The organism is Streptomyces sp. NPDC045955 (assembly GCF_056430805.1).
The window spans coordinates 356296-372135 of sequence record NZ_JBWKKY010000008.1 but is presented as its reverse complement, the minus strand read 5'-3'; the positions used below and the strand labels follow the sequence as shown (position 1 = coordinate 372135).

Sequence of the window (15840 nt, the reverse complement as noted above, 5' to 3'; positions counted from 1 at the left end):
CTGCCGGGTGGCGGTCACGTACGGCCGCCGCGGGCGAGACGGGCCAGGGCGACGGCGCCCCGGCAGCCGTCGGGGACCCAGTCGAGGGTCAGGCCGAGGGCACGGAGGCGGGCCTCGAGGCGGCCGGTGAGCGGCCCGTCGGGCCCGAGCAGTCCGCCGGTGGCGACCACCCGCTCTCCGGCCCTCGGCTCCAACGCACGCACACTCTCGGTGAGTTGATCCGCCGCCTCGTCAAGGATCGCCAGGGCGACCGGATCCTCGGCGTCCCGGGCCGCCGCGACGACGAGCGGCGCGAGCCGTGCCAGGCGGATGGGGGGCTCGGCCATGACGGCGGGGAGCAGGTGCCTGCGGTAGGCCTCGCGGTGGGGGCGGGACCAGGGGATGTGGTCGTGGGGCGGAAGGGGCCGCCGCCCGACGACCGAAGCCCCAGCCACACCGGGCAAGGCCCCGCCAACACCGGCCTGCCCCGGGCCCTGGGCCACGCCGGACTGCGGGGCGCCCCTGCCCACTCCCGCCTGTCCCGGGCCCCCGGCACCGGCCTGCCCCGGGCCCACCGGTCTTCCACCCGCGCCGCCGACCGCACCACCGTGCGCCTGGCCCGCAGGCCCCTCACCCACGACCCCAGCCCCTCCGGACCGCCCCGGGCCCACCGGCCGCCCACCCGCAGCGCTCGGCCCCGTCACCGGCGGTACCCCCTCCTGCCGCCCGTCACGCGGCGTGCCCTCCGCGGTGCCCGGGACCACGTCGGGGGACAGTCTCCGCACCGCGCCACCAGCCGTGCCACCGCCGGGCAGGACGTCGCCCGGCAGCCCGAGTTCCCGCCCCACCACCTCCGCCAGCAGGGTCGGCGCGCCCCTGCCGTCGGCCATGCGCAACGCGGCCCGTACCGCCGCGCGGCCGATCCAGAAACCGCTGCCGTCGTCGCCGAGGAGCCAGCCGTCGCCGTCCACGGTGGTGGTGGCACGGCGCTCGGTGATGCGCATGGCGACCGCGCCCGTGCCGGCCACCAGGGCGAGACCGTCGGACGGGGCGCCCGGGGCGGAGGCGAAGGCCGCTTCGATGTCGCTGCCGATGACCGGCGGGCCGGCGTCGATGCCCAGCCGGTGCAGGGCGGCGGTGAGGGCGGTCGAGGCGTTGCGCCGCCCCGGCTCGTCGGCTGCGGTGCCGGAGGCGCCCGCGAAACCACCGGCCACGGCCACGACCCGGTCCCGGACCGGCTCCGGCACGGCCCGTCCGACGGCCTCGGCGAGGTGCTCGGTGAGCTGCGGCAACGGCACGGTCAGCGCGTTGCCCGGCCCGGCGGCACCCTCGCCCACCGGACGCCCGTCGTCCGCTGTCGCCAGGACCGCCCGGGTCCGCGTGCCGCCCGCGTCGATACCGATCACCAGGGCCGAGACGCCTTGACGCTCCTGGTTCAATTCATTACCCATTACCGACTATGGTGATTGATGCATTCACCCAGGGCAAGCACCAGGCACGCCTCGACCCGAGGAGGATCCCATCCCCACGCTCCGCTTCGGCGTCAACTACACGCCCCGCCGCGGCTGGTTCCACTCCTGGCACGACTTCGACCCGAAGCACGCCCGCGAGGACCTTGACCAGATCGCCGCGCTCGGCCTCGACCACGTCCGGGTCTTCCACCTGTGGCCGCTCCTCCAGCCCAACCGCACACTCATCCGCACCGCCGCCGTCGACCAGCTGGCGCACCTGGTCGACCTGGCCGCCGAGGCCGGTCTCGACGTCCTCGTGGACGGCGTGCAGGGCCATCTGTCCAGCTTCGACTTCTACCCGGAGTGGACCCGCGGCTGGCACCACCGCAACGTCTTCACCGACCCGGAGGCCGTCGCCGCCCAGGCCGAGCTCATGCGGACCCTCGGCCGCGCCCTCGCGGGCCGCCCCAACCTCATCGGTCTCCAGCTCGGCAACGAGCTCAACAACCTGGTCGAGCACAACCCGGTGACCCCGGACGAGGTGGACCACTACCTCGACACCCTGCTGGCCGCCACCCGCGAGCACCTGCCCCCGGGCCGGCTCGCGACCCACTCCGCCTACGACGCCGCCTGGTACGGCGACGACCACCCCTTCACCCCTGAGGCCTCGGCCCGCAAGGGCGACGTCACCACCGTCCACCCCTGGGTGTTCTCCGGCGACTGCGCCCGCCGCTACGGCCCCCGCTCCCCGCAGGTGCTGCACCTCGCCGAGTACGGCACGGAACTCGCCAAGGCCTACGCCGAGGACCCGGCCCGCCCGGTCTGGGTCCAGGAGACGGGCGCCCCCGAACCGCACATCCCGGCGGCCGACGCGCCCGAGTTCGCCCGGGCGACCGTACGGAACGCGGCCGGATGCGAGGGCCTGTGGGGCGTGACGTGGTGGTGTTCCCACGACGTGGACCGCGCCCTGGCCGACTACCCGGAACTCGAGTACACCCTGGGCCTGTTCGACGCCCGGGGCAGCGCCAAGCCGATCGCGACCGCCCTCGCCGAGACGGTCGCGGAGGTCCGCGCGGGGCACCACCCGGCCCGCCCTCGCGACACGGCCCTCCTCCTCGACTGCACGCCGTCCACGCGTTCCGTGTCCGGCCCGGGAGGCGCGTACTTCGACGCGTGGATGGCCCTGCGCACCGAGGGCGTCCGCCCAGCGGTGGTCCTGGCGGCCAGGGCGGACGACGCCGCGTACCTGGCGGCACGCGGCATCAAGGAGGTCGTACGGGTGCCGTAGGGGATGCGGTGCCGTATAGGGGCACGCGGTAGGGATGCCGTAGGGCTCAGCCGCCCGCCAGTACCTCCGCGACCGCCCGCAGATTCACCCGCCCCCGCCCGTAGGAGCACAGCGCTCCCCCCTCCGGCAGCCCGGTGTCGACCCGTACGGCATCGGGCCGCCGGGCCAGCAGGGCGGCCCGCAGCCGTTCCTGCCAGGGGTGCAGCCCGGCGTCGCAGGTGGCGACGACCAGCGGCGTGTCACCCGACGCGCCGAGGATGCCCGCCACCACGGCCGCCGGATCCGCCGGCTCCCCGGTGACCGCCGTCCCCGTGGCCGTGGGGTCGACGGCGCCCACCGCCGTCAGCAGGTCCTCCCCGCCCCAGTTGAGCGCCGGGTGCGGCGGCGGGAACAGATCGACGACGTGGGCCCCCCGCACGCCGGCGGGCACCGGACCGCCGCGGACGGCCCGGCGGGCGGCCTCCAGACCGGCCCCCGCGTCCCAGCTCCCGACCGTGCCGTCCATCACCGCGTACCGTGCGGCGAGCCTCCGCACCCGCCCGGCTGCCTCCCACAGCCGCTCCTCGGCCAGCAGACCGGCGCGCAGCGCGCCGCGCACCGCGTCCCGGCAGGCCAGGGTGACCTCCAGGTCCGGCACGGCCACGACGACCTGGTCGGCACCCGCCGCGAGGGCGAGCCGCGCCCCGGCGGCCTCGCCGTAGCGGTCGGCGATCGCCTTCATCTCCAGCGCGTCACTGACCAGGACGCCGTCGAAGTCGAGCTCGTGGCGGAGCAGATCGCCCAGGATGCGACGGCTCAGGGTGGCGGGCCGCTCGGGGTCCAGCGCCGGGAAGACGACATGCGCGCTCATGAGCATCGGCACGCCCGCGTCGACGGCCGCGCGGAACGGTTCGAGGTCGGCGCGCAGTTCGTCGTACGACCGCGGGTCGACGGCGATGCCGTGATGGCTGTCGGTCTCGGTGCCTCCGTGGCCGGGGAAGTGCTTGGCACAGGAGGCGACGCCCCGCCGCTCGGTGGCGGTGATCCAGGCCCGCAGATGCCGGGCGGCGAGCGCGGGCTCGGCACCGAAGGAGCGGGTGCGCACGATCGGGTTGCGCGGATGGTGCTGGAGGTCGGCCACGGGGGCGTAGGAGGCGGTGATGCCGAGCGTGACCAGATGCCCGGCGAGCGCGTCGGCGCAGCGGGCGGTGAGCGCCGGGTCGTCGGCGACGCCGAGGGCGAAGGAGCCGGGCACGTCCGGCGCGCCCGCGCCGGCCAGGTGGCCGATGCCGCCGCCCTCGTTGTCGATGGCCACGATCAGGTCGGGGCGCAGGGCCCGCAGCGCGTCCGTGAGCCGTCGCACCTGCTGCGCGTCGCGCACGTTCCGGGTGAAGAGGATGACCCCGCCGAGGCCCTGGTCGATGAGCCGCTTGAGGGCGTCGGGCACGATCGTGGTGCCGGCGAAACCGGCGACGAGGCAGCGGTGGGCGGCCTCGTCGAGACCGGGAGACAGGGGCGCGGAGTGGGTCACCCCGGGAATCCTGTGGCTCGCACAGCCAAAAGTCAACACATCAATGGCTCGCTCATTCAGCACTCGCCGTCGAGCGGACCGGCCGAATCGTTCATGAAGTTCGCGCATCACCCACTCGCACCTCACCGGCAGCGGCTAGCCTCGTAAGTCACCGAAGGTGAACGGGGGTTGCCCATGGTGAACGCTGATCGCACGCCGCCGGACTGCCCTGGGGGACATGACGGCATGCCGGAGAGCAGCGCCGGAGTCCACCTCCAGGATCAGCTCGAAATCCTCATCCAGGACTTCCGCACGAGCGCCGAGCCACCGATGCCGGTGTTCGTCGTGCACGCGCAGGAGAGCGCGGACGACGACGCGGTGGCCGGTCTGGTCCGGCAGCTGCACGCGGGCCAGGGGGCGCACGGCACGCGCTGCGCGGTGGCGCAGGACCGCTACGAGGGCCCCACGGAGGTACGCCGGGCCGCGGCCATGGTGCGGGCGCTGAGCGACCCGAAGAAGTGGGACGGCCCGAAGGCGGTCTACCGGCGCTACGCGTTCCCGCGGCTGCGGCTGGTGCACGCCATCGACGACGCGGTCGCGGCACTCGGCGACACCTGGCCGGCGCCCGCCTCGGGCAGCCCCGAGGCCGGGCAGGACCAGCGGCAGCGGCTGCTCGACCAGCTGGCCCGGCAGCGCTGGCGCCCGGAGGGCACCACACGCTGGCGCTCGGGCCTGCCGCTGTTCGACATGGCGCACATCCTGCCCGCGAGTCTCGTGACCGTGCTCGCCGCGCTCCTCGCCCGCAGCGACTGGTTCGTGGCCGTGGCCGCCGGTCTCGCCTTCCTGCTGCTGCTGACCGTCCTCAACTACGTCCTGCCGGGTCGGGCGCCGATCTTCCTGTGGCTGCGCCGGGAGAGCCGCTGGTTCATGACGACGACCTTCCTCAGGGCGGCGGACCAGGACGATCCCACCGAGGTGTCGCTGCTGCGGCCGGTGCGCTCCTGGAAGGCGATAGCGGCCCGGGCGTACGACGTGGCCGAGGCGCTCACGGCGGGCGGCGACTTCCACCTCCAGCTGTGCGTGCTGGCGCTGCGGGAGGACCTGCGGGACAACCACCGCCGCTGGAGCTGGGACCTGCGCGGCTTCAAACGGCCGCGCCCGCCGATGCTGTTCCTGCCGCGCGCGGACGACTGCAACGGCGGCATCGAACTGATCCGGGCCATCAGCGACGTCCGCAGCCGACGCAGCGAACTCGATCCGCTGCTGGTGGTGGCCGCGGTGCGCACCGACGACGTGCCGCGCCTGGAGCGCGGCGTGGTCCGGACGGCGCCCGACCCGGACCCCACACCGCCCAGGTTCGGCGAGCGGCTGCGCACCTGGTACCGGGAGTGGGCACACAACCTGCGCGCCGAGCAGTCGCCCAGCAGGGAGCGGTCCGTCCTGCCCTGGGTGATGAAGATCCCGCTGCCGCACGACCAGCTCGCTCCCGTCGAGGAACGCCGCTGCCATCTGCGGGCCGCCACCCGGCCGACGCTCGCCCGGCTGGTGTGGGCCCTGCACACCCTGGTCCTGGTCGTCGCCCTGCTGGCCGCGGGCACCGTCATGCGGGCCGACGCCCTCCAGGACCGGTACTGCTCGGCGTCCGTCCTGACCGCCAACCGGGACACCCGGCTCGCACGGGCACCCGGCGGCGGCACGGAGTGCATAGGCATAGCGACGGGCGGCGTCCGCTTCGCCGACTGGCTACCCGCCCCCGAGCCCTCCGACGAGCTCAGGACTCTGACGGCCGACAACGAAGCGCCCTGGACGGTGGACGAACTGGAGGACCGCATCGCCAGGCAGAACGCGGACGTCCTCGCACACCACTCCGGCAAGTACGTCACCGTCGTCTACGCCGGGCCGCTCAGCGGCGACCCCACGACCGGCTCCTCGTTCGTGAAGGGCACCGAGGAGCTGGCGGGTGTCTACCTGGCGCAGGCCGTCATCAACAAGAACTCCAGTGTGAGACTGCGCGTCCTGGTCGCCAACGGCGGCGTGGACCTGGGCCACCAGGAGGAGATGGCCGAGGCGATCGCCGCGTACGCCGCCGACGACCCGACAGTGGTGGGGGTCGTCGGCACCGGACGCGACCTGAAGTCGAGCAGGGCGACGACGCGCACGCTGATGGAGGCCGGCCTGCCGATCGTCTCCGGCACGAACTCCGCCACCTATCTGCCCCGCGAGTTCGCCAACTGGTTCAGCCTGGCCGCCACGGACGAGTGGCAGACCGAGCAACTCGGCCTGATCGCCGCCCAGTTGCGCACACCGGGCAGACGGCAGTACGCCCTCGTCCTCGCCCGCGACACGGCGAAGACCGACGACCTGTACACCGACGAACAAGCCCGCTACGGCCAGCGGATGCTGCGCCGGCAGGGCTTCGCCGTGCTCAGGCAGCGCCGCTACGTCCTCAGCGGCGGCAAGCCCGAGCTCCGCTCGCACGCCCAGGAGATCTGCCGGGGCGGCCAGGTCCCGTCCGTGATCTACTTCGCGGGCCGGGTGGAGGACATCGATCCCCTGATGACCCAGCTGGGCACCGAGCCGGGCTGCGCCGGAAGACCCCTGTCCATCCTCACGGGCGACGACCTGTCCAAGGCGAACTTCACCACCGGCGGGCAGTCCGTCGCGCCGAAGGTCACGCTGTACCACGCGGCCCTGGCCGAGCTGGAGACGGCCGCCACCGGGACGACCTTCTACCTGGCGGCCGCCAGGTATCTGCCGGGTCTTGATGACCGTCGCGTGCGCTACGACAGTCCCGCCCTGGCCAGCGGCCAGACCGCCCTGGCCCACGACGCGACCCGCGCCCTGTACTGGGCGGCCACCCGCGACGACCGGCCCCAGAGCCGCGCCTCGACGTGGGTGAACCTGCGCAACGTCAAGATCGGGGGTATGGCCACCGGCACCATCGACTTCACCCGGGCCCCGCTGTACGGCGACCGCACCGGCCACAGCATCGTCCTCAAGCGGGTCCGCCGCGCCGGCGACGGCACCGCCGAGCCCCGTGCGCTGTGCGGCCGCATCGCGGGGGACACGAAGCCCCTCACAGAGAAGGAGTGCCGGATCCGGTGACCGCCGCGGCCCGCCTCAGCCCTACTCGGGCGCCAGCCGCAGCGCGATGCTGTTGATGCAGTACCGCTGATCGGTGGGCGTCGGATACCCCTCACCCTCGAACACGTGCCCGAGGTGGGAGCCGCAGCGGGCGCAGCGCACCTCCGTGCGGACCATGCCGTGGGAACGGTCCTCGATCAGTTCCACCGCGTCGGTGTCCTTCGGGTCGAAGAAGGACGGCCAGCCGCAGTGGGACTCGAACTTCGCGTCCGAGGTGAACAGCTCCGCCCCGCAGGCGCGGCAGGAGTAGACGCCCCGGGTCTTGGTGTCGGTGTACTCACCGGTGAAGGCGGGCTCCGTGGCCGCCTGGCGCAGGACCGCGTACTCGCCCGGGGTCAGCTCCGCGCGCCACTGCTCGTCCGGCTTCTCGACGTCGTACGGCATGAGCCTCCAGCCCCTCAGTTCGACAGACGGTCCAGGATGTGCGGGCCGAGGTCGGTGACGTCGCCCGCTCCCATGGTGAGAACGAGATCCCCCGGCCTGGCCATTCCCGCGACCACGGCGGGCACGTCCGCCTTGTCGTGCACCGGCGTCACGTCCGCGCCCGCCGCCCGAGCCGCCTCGATGATCAGCTCGCTGGTCACGCCGGGGATCGGGTCCTCACGGGCCGGGTAGATGTCCAGCACGACCGAGGCGTCCGCCAGGGCCAGGGCCTGGCCCATCTCCTTGCCCAGCTCCTGGGTCCGCGAGAAGAGGTGCGGCTGGAAGACGACCAGGATCCGGGCGTCGCCCGCCGCCCCGCGCATGGCCTCCAGGTCGGCGGTCATCTCGGTGGGGTGGTGCGCGTAGGAGTCGATGACCTGCACCCCCGCGGCCTGGCCCTTGAGCTGGAGCCGCCGCTTCACGCCCGTGTACGCCGCCAGCGCCGGGGCCAGCTCCTCGGCGGGGACGCCGAGCGCCACGCCCGCCGCGAGCGCGGCCACCGCGTTGTGCGCGTAGTGGCGGCCGGGCACGGAGACCGTGAAGGTCAGCTCCTTGCCCTCCAGCACCACGGTGACCTCGCTCTTCAGGCCCTGCGGGACGACCGACAGGATGCGCACGCCGGCGTCCTGCGACTCGCCGTAGGTCACCACCCGCACACCGCGTCCCGTGACCCGGCGCGTCAGCTCCCGCGCGCCCTCGTGATCGGCCGCGACCACCAGCGTGCCGCCCTCGGTGACACGGTCCACGAACGTCTCGAACGACTGGTAGATCTCGTCCATCGACGCGTAGTTGGCGTGGTGGTCCAGCTCGACGTTGAGGACGATGGCGACCTCGGGCGCGTACTTGTGGAAGCTGCGGTCCGACTCGTCCGCCTCGGCGACGAAGATCTCGCCCTCGCCGTGCAGCGCGTTGGAGCCGGGCGCGTCCAGATCGCCGCCGATCGCGTACGACGGCTTCAGGCCCAGCTCGCTCAGCGACACGGCCAGCATGGAGGTCGTGGTCGTCTTGCCGTGCGTGCCGGCGACCGCGATCGGGCGCAGGCCCTCCATCAGGGCGGCGAGCGCGTCGGAGCGGTGCACGACGGGGATGCCGAGCTCGGCGGCGCGGGCCAGCTCGGGGTTGTCCGGCCGGATCGCCGAGGACACGACCACACAGCTGGCGTCGTCGGCCAGGTGCTCGGCGGCGTGCCCGATGCGCACCGTCACCCCGAGCGCCCGCAGCGCCTCGGCCGTCGCCGACTCCCTGGCGTCACTGCCCGCCACGACGGCCCCACGCTGCGCGAGGATCTTCGCGATCCCCGACATTCCGGCCCCGCCGATGCCGATGAAGTGCGGTCGGTCCATGGCGGTGGGAAGGCCGGGTGCCATGCGGATCTCCAAGAGCGTTCAAGGACGGTTAGCGCCCACAGCCTATTTCAGGAGCGCGCGGCACCGCGCCAGGCACTACGCCTTGCTGTGCGAGAACAGCTTCAGCACCGGCACCCCCACCTTGTGCCGTGCCCTCGACGCCCAGTCCCGGTGGAAGAACTCCTCCACGTAATGGGGGTCGGTCAGCACGATGACCTCGTCCGCGCCGACCTCCTCCACCAGAGACTTCAGCGCGTCCAGCGGATGATCCTCGATCAGCCGCCCCTCGGCCCCGCTCCCGGAGGCCCGCAGCGCCGCGAGCGAGACCTCCAGAGCCCGCTGCCCGACACTCAGCGCCTCCTCGCCCTCCGGCGTCTCCCCCTCGCGGACGGCTTCGTCGAGCTCGCCGAGAGCGACGTCGTCGATGGCCCGCAGCAGCCGGTCCGCCTGCTCGCCGCGCGGCTGGAGCAGCACCTGGAAGGAGACCGGCTCCTCCCCGTGCAACGTCGTGACGAACTCCACGTCGGCGGACGTCAGGGCCTTCTCGATCATCAATACGCTTGTGAACACCAGGCGCCCCTTCTGCTCCCGGGGGCCTGCGGCCCCACTCCTCCGTGGGCCGCCGCGGCCCTGCGGAAACCATCCTGCCCCGTGGTCGCACGGGCACTGCCGGATCCAGTGTGCCCTCCCGAAACCAAACGGAACGACACATTCCGACGATGACCGGACCGGCCGACCGGACCGGGCCGGACCGGCGGGCCGGACCGGCGGCGACCACCGTACCGATTCCGGGCCTACCGGCCGGTTCGGCATCCCGGACGCCGAGACCTTTACCCCGTGCCGCGTGTTTCAGTACGTCAGGACCGCCCGTACCGCGTGTACAGGAAGCCGTCCTCCTCCAGCATCGACACCAGCCTGAAGCGCTGCGGCACCGTGACGGCGGGCCCCCCGGCGATGCGCTGCGCGTTACCCGCGGTGAGCAGCGGGGAGACGGTCAGGCACAGCTCGTCGAGCACGCCGGCCGCCACCAGCTGCCCGAGCAGCCGCGGGCCGCCCTCGGTCAGCAGCCGGGTGTGGCCGAGGGCGGCGAGGGCCCGGACGGCGAGGGCCGGGTCCACGCCGATGCCGTCCCCGGCGGTGACCACCCGGGCGCCCGCCTTCTCGGCGGCGGCGACCCGGTCCGGGGCGGCCGAGGCTCCCGTGAGGATCAGGGTAGGCACCAGGGGGGAGGTGAACAGGGGCAGTGAGAAGTCCAGGTCCAGGCTGGCGGAGACCACCGCGATCGCGGGAGCGGGGCCCTGCCCGGCCGCCTCCCTCAGCTCCGCGAACTCGGCACGCGCGCGTGCCGGCCGGTAGCCCTCCTGGCGGACCGTCTGCGCGCCGACGACCACGACGTCCGCCAGCGCCCGCAGGGTGCCGAAGATCCGCATGTCGGTCTTGCTGGAGATGGGCTGCGAACGGCCGTCGTACTGGGCGGCCCCGTCCAGCGTGGACACCATGTTGGCGCGCAGCCACGGCAGCGGCCCGCCGGGCTCCGCCGCGGGATAGGCGTACGCGGCGGCCAGCTCGGCCAGACTCCACTCCCGTCCGGCCCCGCCGCGATCCTCTTCCCCGGGCCTCCCGCCCGAGTCCGGAGCTGCTGTTTCATCGGTCACAGGGAACAGACGTCGCATGCCGTGCAGTGTTCCACGCGCCGTAGCATGGTGAACCGTGTCTCCTTCTCCCGCCCCTTCCGGAACCGGCCCGATAGCCGACGCGGCCCCGCTCTCGCTGTGCGCCCGTGAGCCGCACGTGCCCGCGGATCGGCTGGTCGCCGAGATGGTGCCGCCGCCGCGGTTCGACTCCGTGCGGTTCAGCACGTACATCCCGGACCCGAACCAGCCCAGCCAGACGGAGGCCGTCCGGATCCTGGAGGGCTTCGCGGCAGGCCTCGACCAAGGAACGGGCGGTTCCGGCAAGCGGCGGCTGTTCGGGTTCGGCAGGGCGCCGAAGAAGGCCCCGGCCGGCCCACGCGGCGTCTACCTCGACGGCGGTTACGGCGTCGGCAAGACCCACCTGCTGGCGTCCCTCTGGCACGCCACCCCGGCCGAGCCCGCGCTCAAGGCGTTCGGCACCTTCGTGGAGCTGACCAACCTGGTCGGCGCCCTCGGGTTCCAGCAGACCGTGCAGACCCTGTCCGGCCACCGCCTGCTGTGCATCGACGAGTTCGAGCTCGACGACCCCGGCGACACCGTCCTGGTCTCCACCCTGCTCGGCAAGCTCGTCGACGCGGGCGTCGCCCTCGCCGCCACCTCCAACACGCTGCCCGGCAAGCTCGGCGAGGGCCGCTTCGCCGCGGCCGACTTCCTGCGCGAGATCCAGGGACTGTCCGCCCACTTCCGCGCCCTGCGCATCGACGGCGAGGACTACCGCCACCGCGGCCTGCCCGAGGCGCCGCCGCCGCACTCCGACGAACAGGTGACCAAGGCGGCGCACGCCACCGAGGGCGCGTCCCTCGACGCATTCTCGCCCCTCCTGGAACACCTGGCCCGCGTCCACCCCAGCCGGTACGGCGCCCTGACCGACGGAATCAAGGCCGTCTGCCTCACCGGTGTACGGCCGGTTCCCGACCAGTCGACGGCGCTCCGGCTCGTCGTCCTCGCGGACCGGCTCTACGACCGTGAGGTGCCCGTGCTGGCCTCGGGAGTGCCCTTCGACCAGCTGTTCAGCGAGGAGATGCTGAACGGCGGCTACCGCAAGAAGTACTTCCGCGCCATCTCCCGGCTCACCGCCCTGGCCCGCGACGCGGGCAAGCTGGCGAACGCCCGGTAACCACAACCCCCATATCGCGCCGAACCACCGTGGGACAAGGTGCAGTTCAAGCCAGCCCACCTGCGGTTTTCAGGCTCTCTTCAGCTTGAAACGTTAAGTTAACCCTGCAAACGGCCTTGCAGGGTTAACGTGTTTCTTGACCAGGCATTGACCAAGTGTTGGTCAGTGCTAGACGTGCGAATCAACTGAAGGGGGGCGCATGTACCGAGGTACGACGGCACGGACCGTGGTTTCGCTCCTCGCCGCCGTCCTGCTCGCCCTCCAGTTCTTCGCACCGACGTCATCCTTCGCATCAGCGCACACGCCCAGTGAAGTCGAGGCCAAGGCTCAGCCCGGAACTGAACCCTCCGGCAAGTCTTCGCGCCCCGGAACCAAGCTCTCCGGGAAGGCTCTGCGCGACGAGATCGCGACCTGCCGCGCCGGACACCACGGAGGCCCGACCGGCCCCCTGCGGACCCGCGTCCGGTTCCACATCACCGACTCCGGGCCCTCGGCGCCCGATCGGCACCTGCTCAGGCACATCCCGCCGACAGCACCGGACCGGGCCACACCCGGCGTCGCGCACGAACGCACGTCGAGATCCTCGACGTCGCACACTCCGGCAGCACTTCAAGTCTTCCGCTGCTGAGGAACAGAGCAGTTCCCCCCACCTCTGTCATGCCCGTCCGACGCGCCCCCACTGCGCGCCAGGAGGAGTCACCACACTCATGCAGCCCCTCATCGACAACGCCCGCACGTTCGGACAGCGCCCTGAGGAGTTCGCTCGCCTCGCCGAGGGCCAGTCCCCCGACGTCCTGTTCATCACCTGCTCCGACTCCAGGGTCGTACCGGCCCTGATCACGGGCGCCCGGCCCGGCGAGCTCTTCGAGCTGCGCACCGCGGGCAACATCGTCCCGCCGTACGCCTTGGAGCACCCCACGTCCGAGGCGGCCACCATCGAGTACGCCGTTGAAGTGCTCGGCGTCAAGGACATCGTGGTCTGCGGCCACTCGCACTGCGGTGCCGTGGGCGCGGTGGTCCGGGGCGACGACCTCGACGCCGTACCGGCGGTGCGCGACTGGCTCGCGCATGCCGCCGAAGAGCCCAAGTGCGAAGACCCGGCCGACCCGACGGTCGCCGAAGCCGTGCAGAACCACGTCCTCGCCCAGGTGCTGCGACTGCGGTCGTACCCGTGCATCGAGCGCCGACTGGCGGAGGGCCGCATCGGCCTGCACGCATGGTTCTACGAAGTGCACACGGGAACCGTGTGGCAGCACCAGGCGGAGACCGACACCTTCGAGACCCTGTGAGGGACACCATGACCAAGTTCCCTTACCTGAGGCAGGACTTCCTCGCCTCCATCGTCGTCTTCCTCGTCGCCGTGCCGCTCTGCATCGGCGTGGCCGTCGCCTCCGGCGTCCCGGCCGAACTCGGCCTGATCACCGGCATCGTGGGCGGCCTCGTCACCGGCGTCATGCGCGGCAGCAGCCTCCAGGTGTCCGGGCCGGCCGCGGGCATGACCGTGCTGGTCTTCGAGGCCGTCAGCGAGTTCGGGGTGGCCGCGCTCGGTGTGATCGTGCTGATGGCCGGTCTGCTCCAGCTCGCCATGGGCTTCCTCGGCATCGGCCGCTGGTTCAGGGCGATATCCGTCTCCGTCGTCGAGGGCATGCTCTGCGGCATCGGCCTGGTGATCATCGCCGGGCAGCTCTACGCGGCGGCGGGCCTGAAGGCCCCGGAGTCCGGCATCGGCAAGATCGTGGGGCTGCCGGGGGCGTTCACCGACGCCCTGGGCAGCACCGAGGCCATGACCTCGCTCGCCATCGGCGCGGGCGCCATCGCCGTCATCGTGCTGTGGAAGAAGCTGCCGAAGGCCGTGCAGTCCGTGCCGGGCGCCCTCGCGGCGGTGGTCCTGGCCACGCTCGCCACGCTCGCCTTCAATCTGCCCGTCGCCACCGTCGAGGTGGAGGGCCTCCTCGGCGTCATCCAGCCGCCCGGGACCGAGGCCCTCAGCCAGCTGGCCGCCCCGGCCATCTGGGGCACGATCATCGCGTTCGCGCTGATCGCCTCCGCGGAGAGCCTGTTCAGCGCGGCGGCCGTGGACCGGCTGCACGACGGTCCGCGCACCCAGTACAACAAGGAGATGATCGCCCAGGGCGCGGGCAACACCGTGTGCGGTCTGCTCGGCGCGCTGCCCATGACCGCGGTGATCGTCCGCAGCTCGGCGAACGTCAACGCGGGTGCGAAGACCAAGGCGTCCCGTGTGCTGCACGGCGTGTGGCTGCTGCTGTTCGCCGCCGCGATGCCGTGGGCACTGGCCCTGATCCCGCTGCCCGCCCTCGCCGGCATCCTGGTGCACGCGGGCTGGAAGCTGATCCCGTTCCGCCAGGTCGTGGCGCTGTGGCGGGCCCACAAGGGCGAGGCGCTGATCCTCGTGGTCACCGCCGTGTCGATCGTCGCGGTGAACATGTTCGAGGGCGTCCTGATCGGTCTGGCCCTGTCGGTCGTCAAGACCGCCTGGGAGGCCTCGCACGTCAAGCTGGAGGTCATCGACAAGGGCGCCGGTCCGATCCAGGCGTACCTGTCGGGCAACGCGACGTTCCTGCGGCTGCCGAAGATCCTCGACAACCTGGAGAGCCTGCCCCAGGACCGCCCGGTCGAGCTGGACCTCTCGGGTCTGCACCACCTCGACCACGCCTGCCGCACGGCCCTGGAGAGCTGGGCCGAACGCCACAGCGCGACCGGCACGGAGCCGGTGAAGGTCACGGAGCCGGAACCGGCACCGGAGGCCGAGAAGGTCACGGCCGCGTAGCGACGTAGCCGGACCCCACTCCGACACCCCCTGGTCCGGGGCACGCCCCAGCGGCGCGCCCCGGACCTTCGCGTGTACGGCCCGGCTCCTCGGGCATGGCCCCAGGCTCGATTCCAGGCATATCGTTACAGCAACAGACGAATCGGGACCTCTGGACGGGGAGGTCGACATGGTCGAAGAGCTGATCGGGGCGGTGGTGGCGGCCGGAGCCGGGGCGCTCGTGTATCTGGCCTCGGCGGCGCGGGTCGTCAAGCAGTACGAGCGCGGGGTCGTGTTCCGGCTCGGGCGGCTGCACGGTGAGGTGCGGCGGCCCGGGTTCAACCTGATCGTCCCCGCGGTGGACCGGATGCGTAAGGTCAACCTGCAGATCGTGACCATGCCGGTGCCCGCCCAGGAGGGCATCACCCGGGACAACGTGACCGTGCGGGTCGACGCGGTCGTGTACTTCAAGGTCGTGGACCCGGCGGCCGCGGTCGTCAACGTCGAGGACTACCGTTTCGCCGTCTCCCAGATGGCGCAGACCTCCCTGCGCTCGATCATCGGCAAGAGCGAACTGGACGACCTGCTGTCCAACCGGGAGAAGCTCAACCAGGGCCTGGAGCTGATGATCGACAGTCCGGCCGTGGAGTGGGGCGTGACCATCGACCGCGTGGAGATCAAGGACGTGTCCCTGCCGGACACGATGAAGCGCTCCATGGCCCGCCAGGCCGAGGCCGACCGCGAGCGTCGGGCCCGGGTGATCAACGCCGACGCGGAGTACCAGGCCTCGAAGAAGCTGTCCCAGGCCGCCCAGCAGATGGCCGACACACCCTCCGCGCTCCAACTCCGTCTGCTCCAGACGGTCATGGCCGTGGCGGCGGAGAAGAACTCCACGCTGGTGCTGCCCATCCCCGTGGAGCTGCTGCGGTTCCTGGAGAGGGGTCACCAGGAGCCGGGCCACCAGGAAGGGGCCGACCAGGAGGGGGACCGGTCGGCACCGGCGCCGGCGGACCACCCCGTCGACACGACCGAACAGGCCATCGACGAGCTGCGGCGCGCGGTCGAGCAGTGAGCCACGCTACGCGCGTGGTTCCCGCGACTCGCAGCAGGTGATAGACACAGCGGGATCACAGTTCCTGTCC

Annotated in this window: 12 protein-coding genes; 6 read left to right on the top strand and 6 right to left on the bottom strand. The window is 72.5% G+C overall.

Going from position 1 to position 15840, the window contains the following annotated elements; all coding sequences use genetic code 11:
- Positions 1-14: 14 nt before the first annotated feature.
- Positions 15-1430 (bottom strand): N-acetylglucosamine kinase, encoded by a 1416-nt coding sequence (locus AC07F0_RS19485; protein ID WP_478980381.1) that lies wholly within the window; start codon positions 1428-1430, stop codon positions 15-17.
- Between the two features lie 22 nt (positions 1431-1452).
- Between AC07F0_RS19485 and AC07F0_RS19480 the strand changes: the two genes are divergently transcribed.
- A complete protein-coding gene (locus AC07F0_RS19480; RefSeq protein ID WP_478980451.1) occupies positions 1453-2718 on the top strand; it encodes a glycoside hydrolase 5 family protein in 1266 nt (421 codons plus the stop codon).
- 46 nt (positions 2719-2764) lie between these two features.
- Here AC07F0_RS19480 and AC07F0_RS19475 read toward each other — a convergent pair whose 3' ends face one another.
- Complete coding sequence (locus AC07F0_RS19475; RefSeq protein ID WP_478980379.1) at positions 2765-4228, bottom strand: glycoside hydrolase family 3 N-terminal domain-containing protein; 1464 nt, start codon at positions 4226-4228, stop codon at positions 2765-2767.
- A gap of 225 nt (positions 4229-4453) precedes the next feature.
- Here AC07F0_RS19475 and AC07F0_RS19470 point away from each other — a divergent pair, with 225 nt between their 5' ends.
- The gene (locus tag AC07F0_RS19470) at positions 4454-7312 is read left to right on the top strand and encodes a type 1 periplasmic-binding domain-containing protein (protein WP_478980377.1); all 2859 of its coding nucleotides are present in this window, start codon (positions 4454-4456) and stop codon (positions 7310-7312) included.
- Positions 7313-7333: 21 nt separating this feature from the next.
- Here the strand turns inward: AC07F0_RS19470 and msrB are convergent, their stop codons facing one another.
- From msrB to AC07F0_RS19450, 4 genes are all read right to left on the bottom strand, one after another.
- On the bottom strand, positions 7334-7735 hold the full coding sequence (msrB, locus tag AC07F0_RS19465; protein ID WP_478980375.1) for a peptide-methionine (R)-S-oxide reductase MsrB: 402 nt from the start codon (positions 7733-7735) through the stop codon (positions 7334-7336).
- Positions 7736-7749: 14 nt separating this feature from the next.
- A complete protein-coding gene (murC, locus tag AC07F0_RS19460) occupies positions 7750-9141 on the bottom strand; it encodes a UDP-N-acetylmuramate--L-alanine ligase (protein WP_478980373.1) in 1392 nt (463 codons plus the stop codon).
- 75 nt (positions 9142-9216) lie between these two features.
- Positions 9217-9690: a hypothetical protein gene (locus AC07F0_RS19455; RefSeq protein WP_010034099.1), complete on the bottom strand. Its 474-nt coding sequence runs from the start codon at positions 9688-9690 to the stop codon at positions 9217-9219.
- 287 nt (positions 9691-9977) lie between these two features.
- The gene (locus AC07F0_RS19450) at positions 9978-10793 is read right to left on the bottom strand and encodes a pyrimidine reductase family protein (RefSeq protein WP_478980371.1); all 816 of its coding nucleotides are present in this window, start codon (positions 10791-10793) and stop codon (positions 9978-9980) included.
- Between the two features lie 37 nt (positions 10794-10830).
- On the opposite strand from AC07F0_RS19450, the gene zapE reads away from it, so the two are divergent.
- From zapE to AC07F0_RS19430, 4 genes are all read left to right on the top strand, one after another.
- Positions 10831-11931, top strand: coding sequence for a cell division protein ZapE (gene zapE, locus AC07F0_RS19445; protein WP_478980369.1), 1101 nt, complete (start codon positions 10831-10833; stop codon positions 11929-11931).
- Positions 11932-12638: 707 nt separating this feature from the next.
- Entirely contained in the window at positions 12639-13220 is a 582-nt protein-coding gene (locus AC07F0_RS19440; protein WP_478980367.1) for a carbonic anhydrase, read from the top strand.
- 8 nt (positions 13221-13228) lie between these two features.
- Entirely contained in the window at positions 13229-14719 is a 1491-nt protein-coding gene (locus AC07F0_RS19435; protein WP_478980365.1) for a SulP family inorganic anion transporter, read from the top strand.
- Between the two features lie 169 nt (positions 14720-14888).
- Positions 14889-15770 carry a slipin family protein gene (locus AC07F0_RS19430; protein WP_478980363.1) on the top strand — a complete coding sequence of 294 codons (882 nt, stop codon included), beginning with the start codon at positions 14889-14891 and terminating at the stop codon, positions 15768-15770.
- Positions 15771-15840 lie beyond the last annotated feature (70 nt).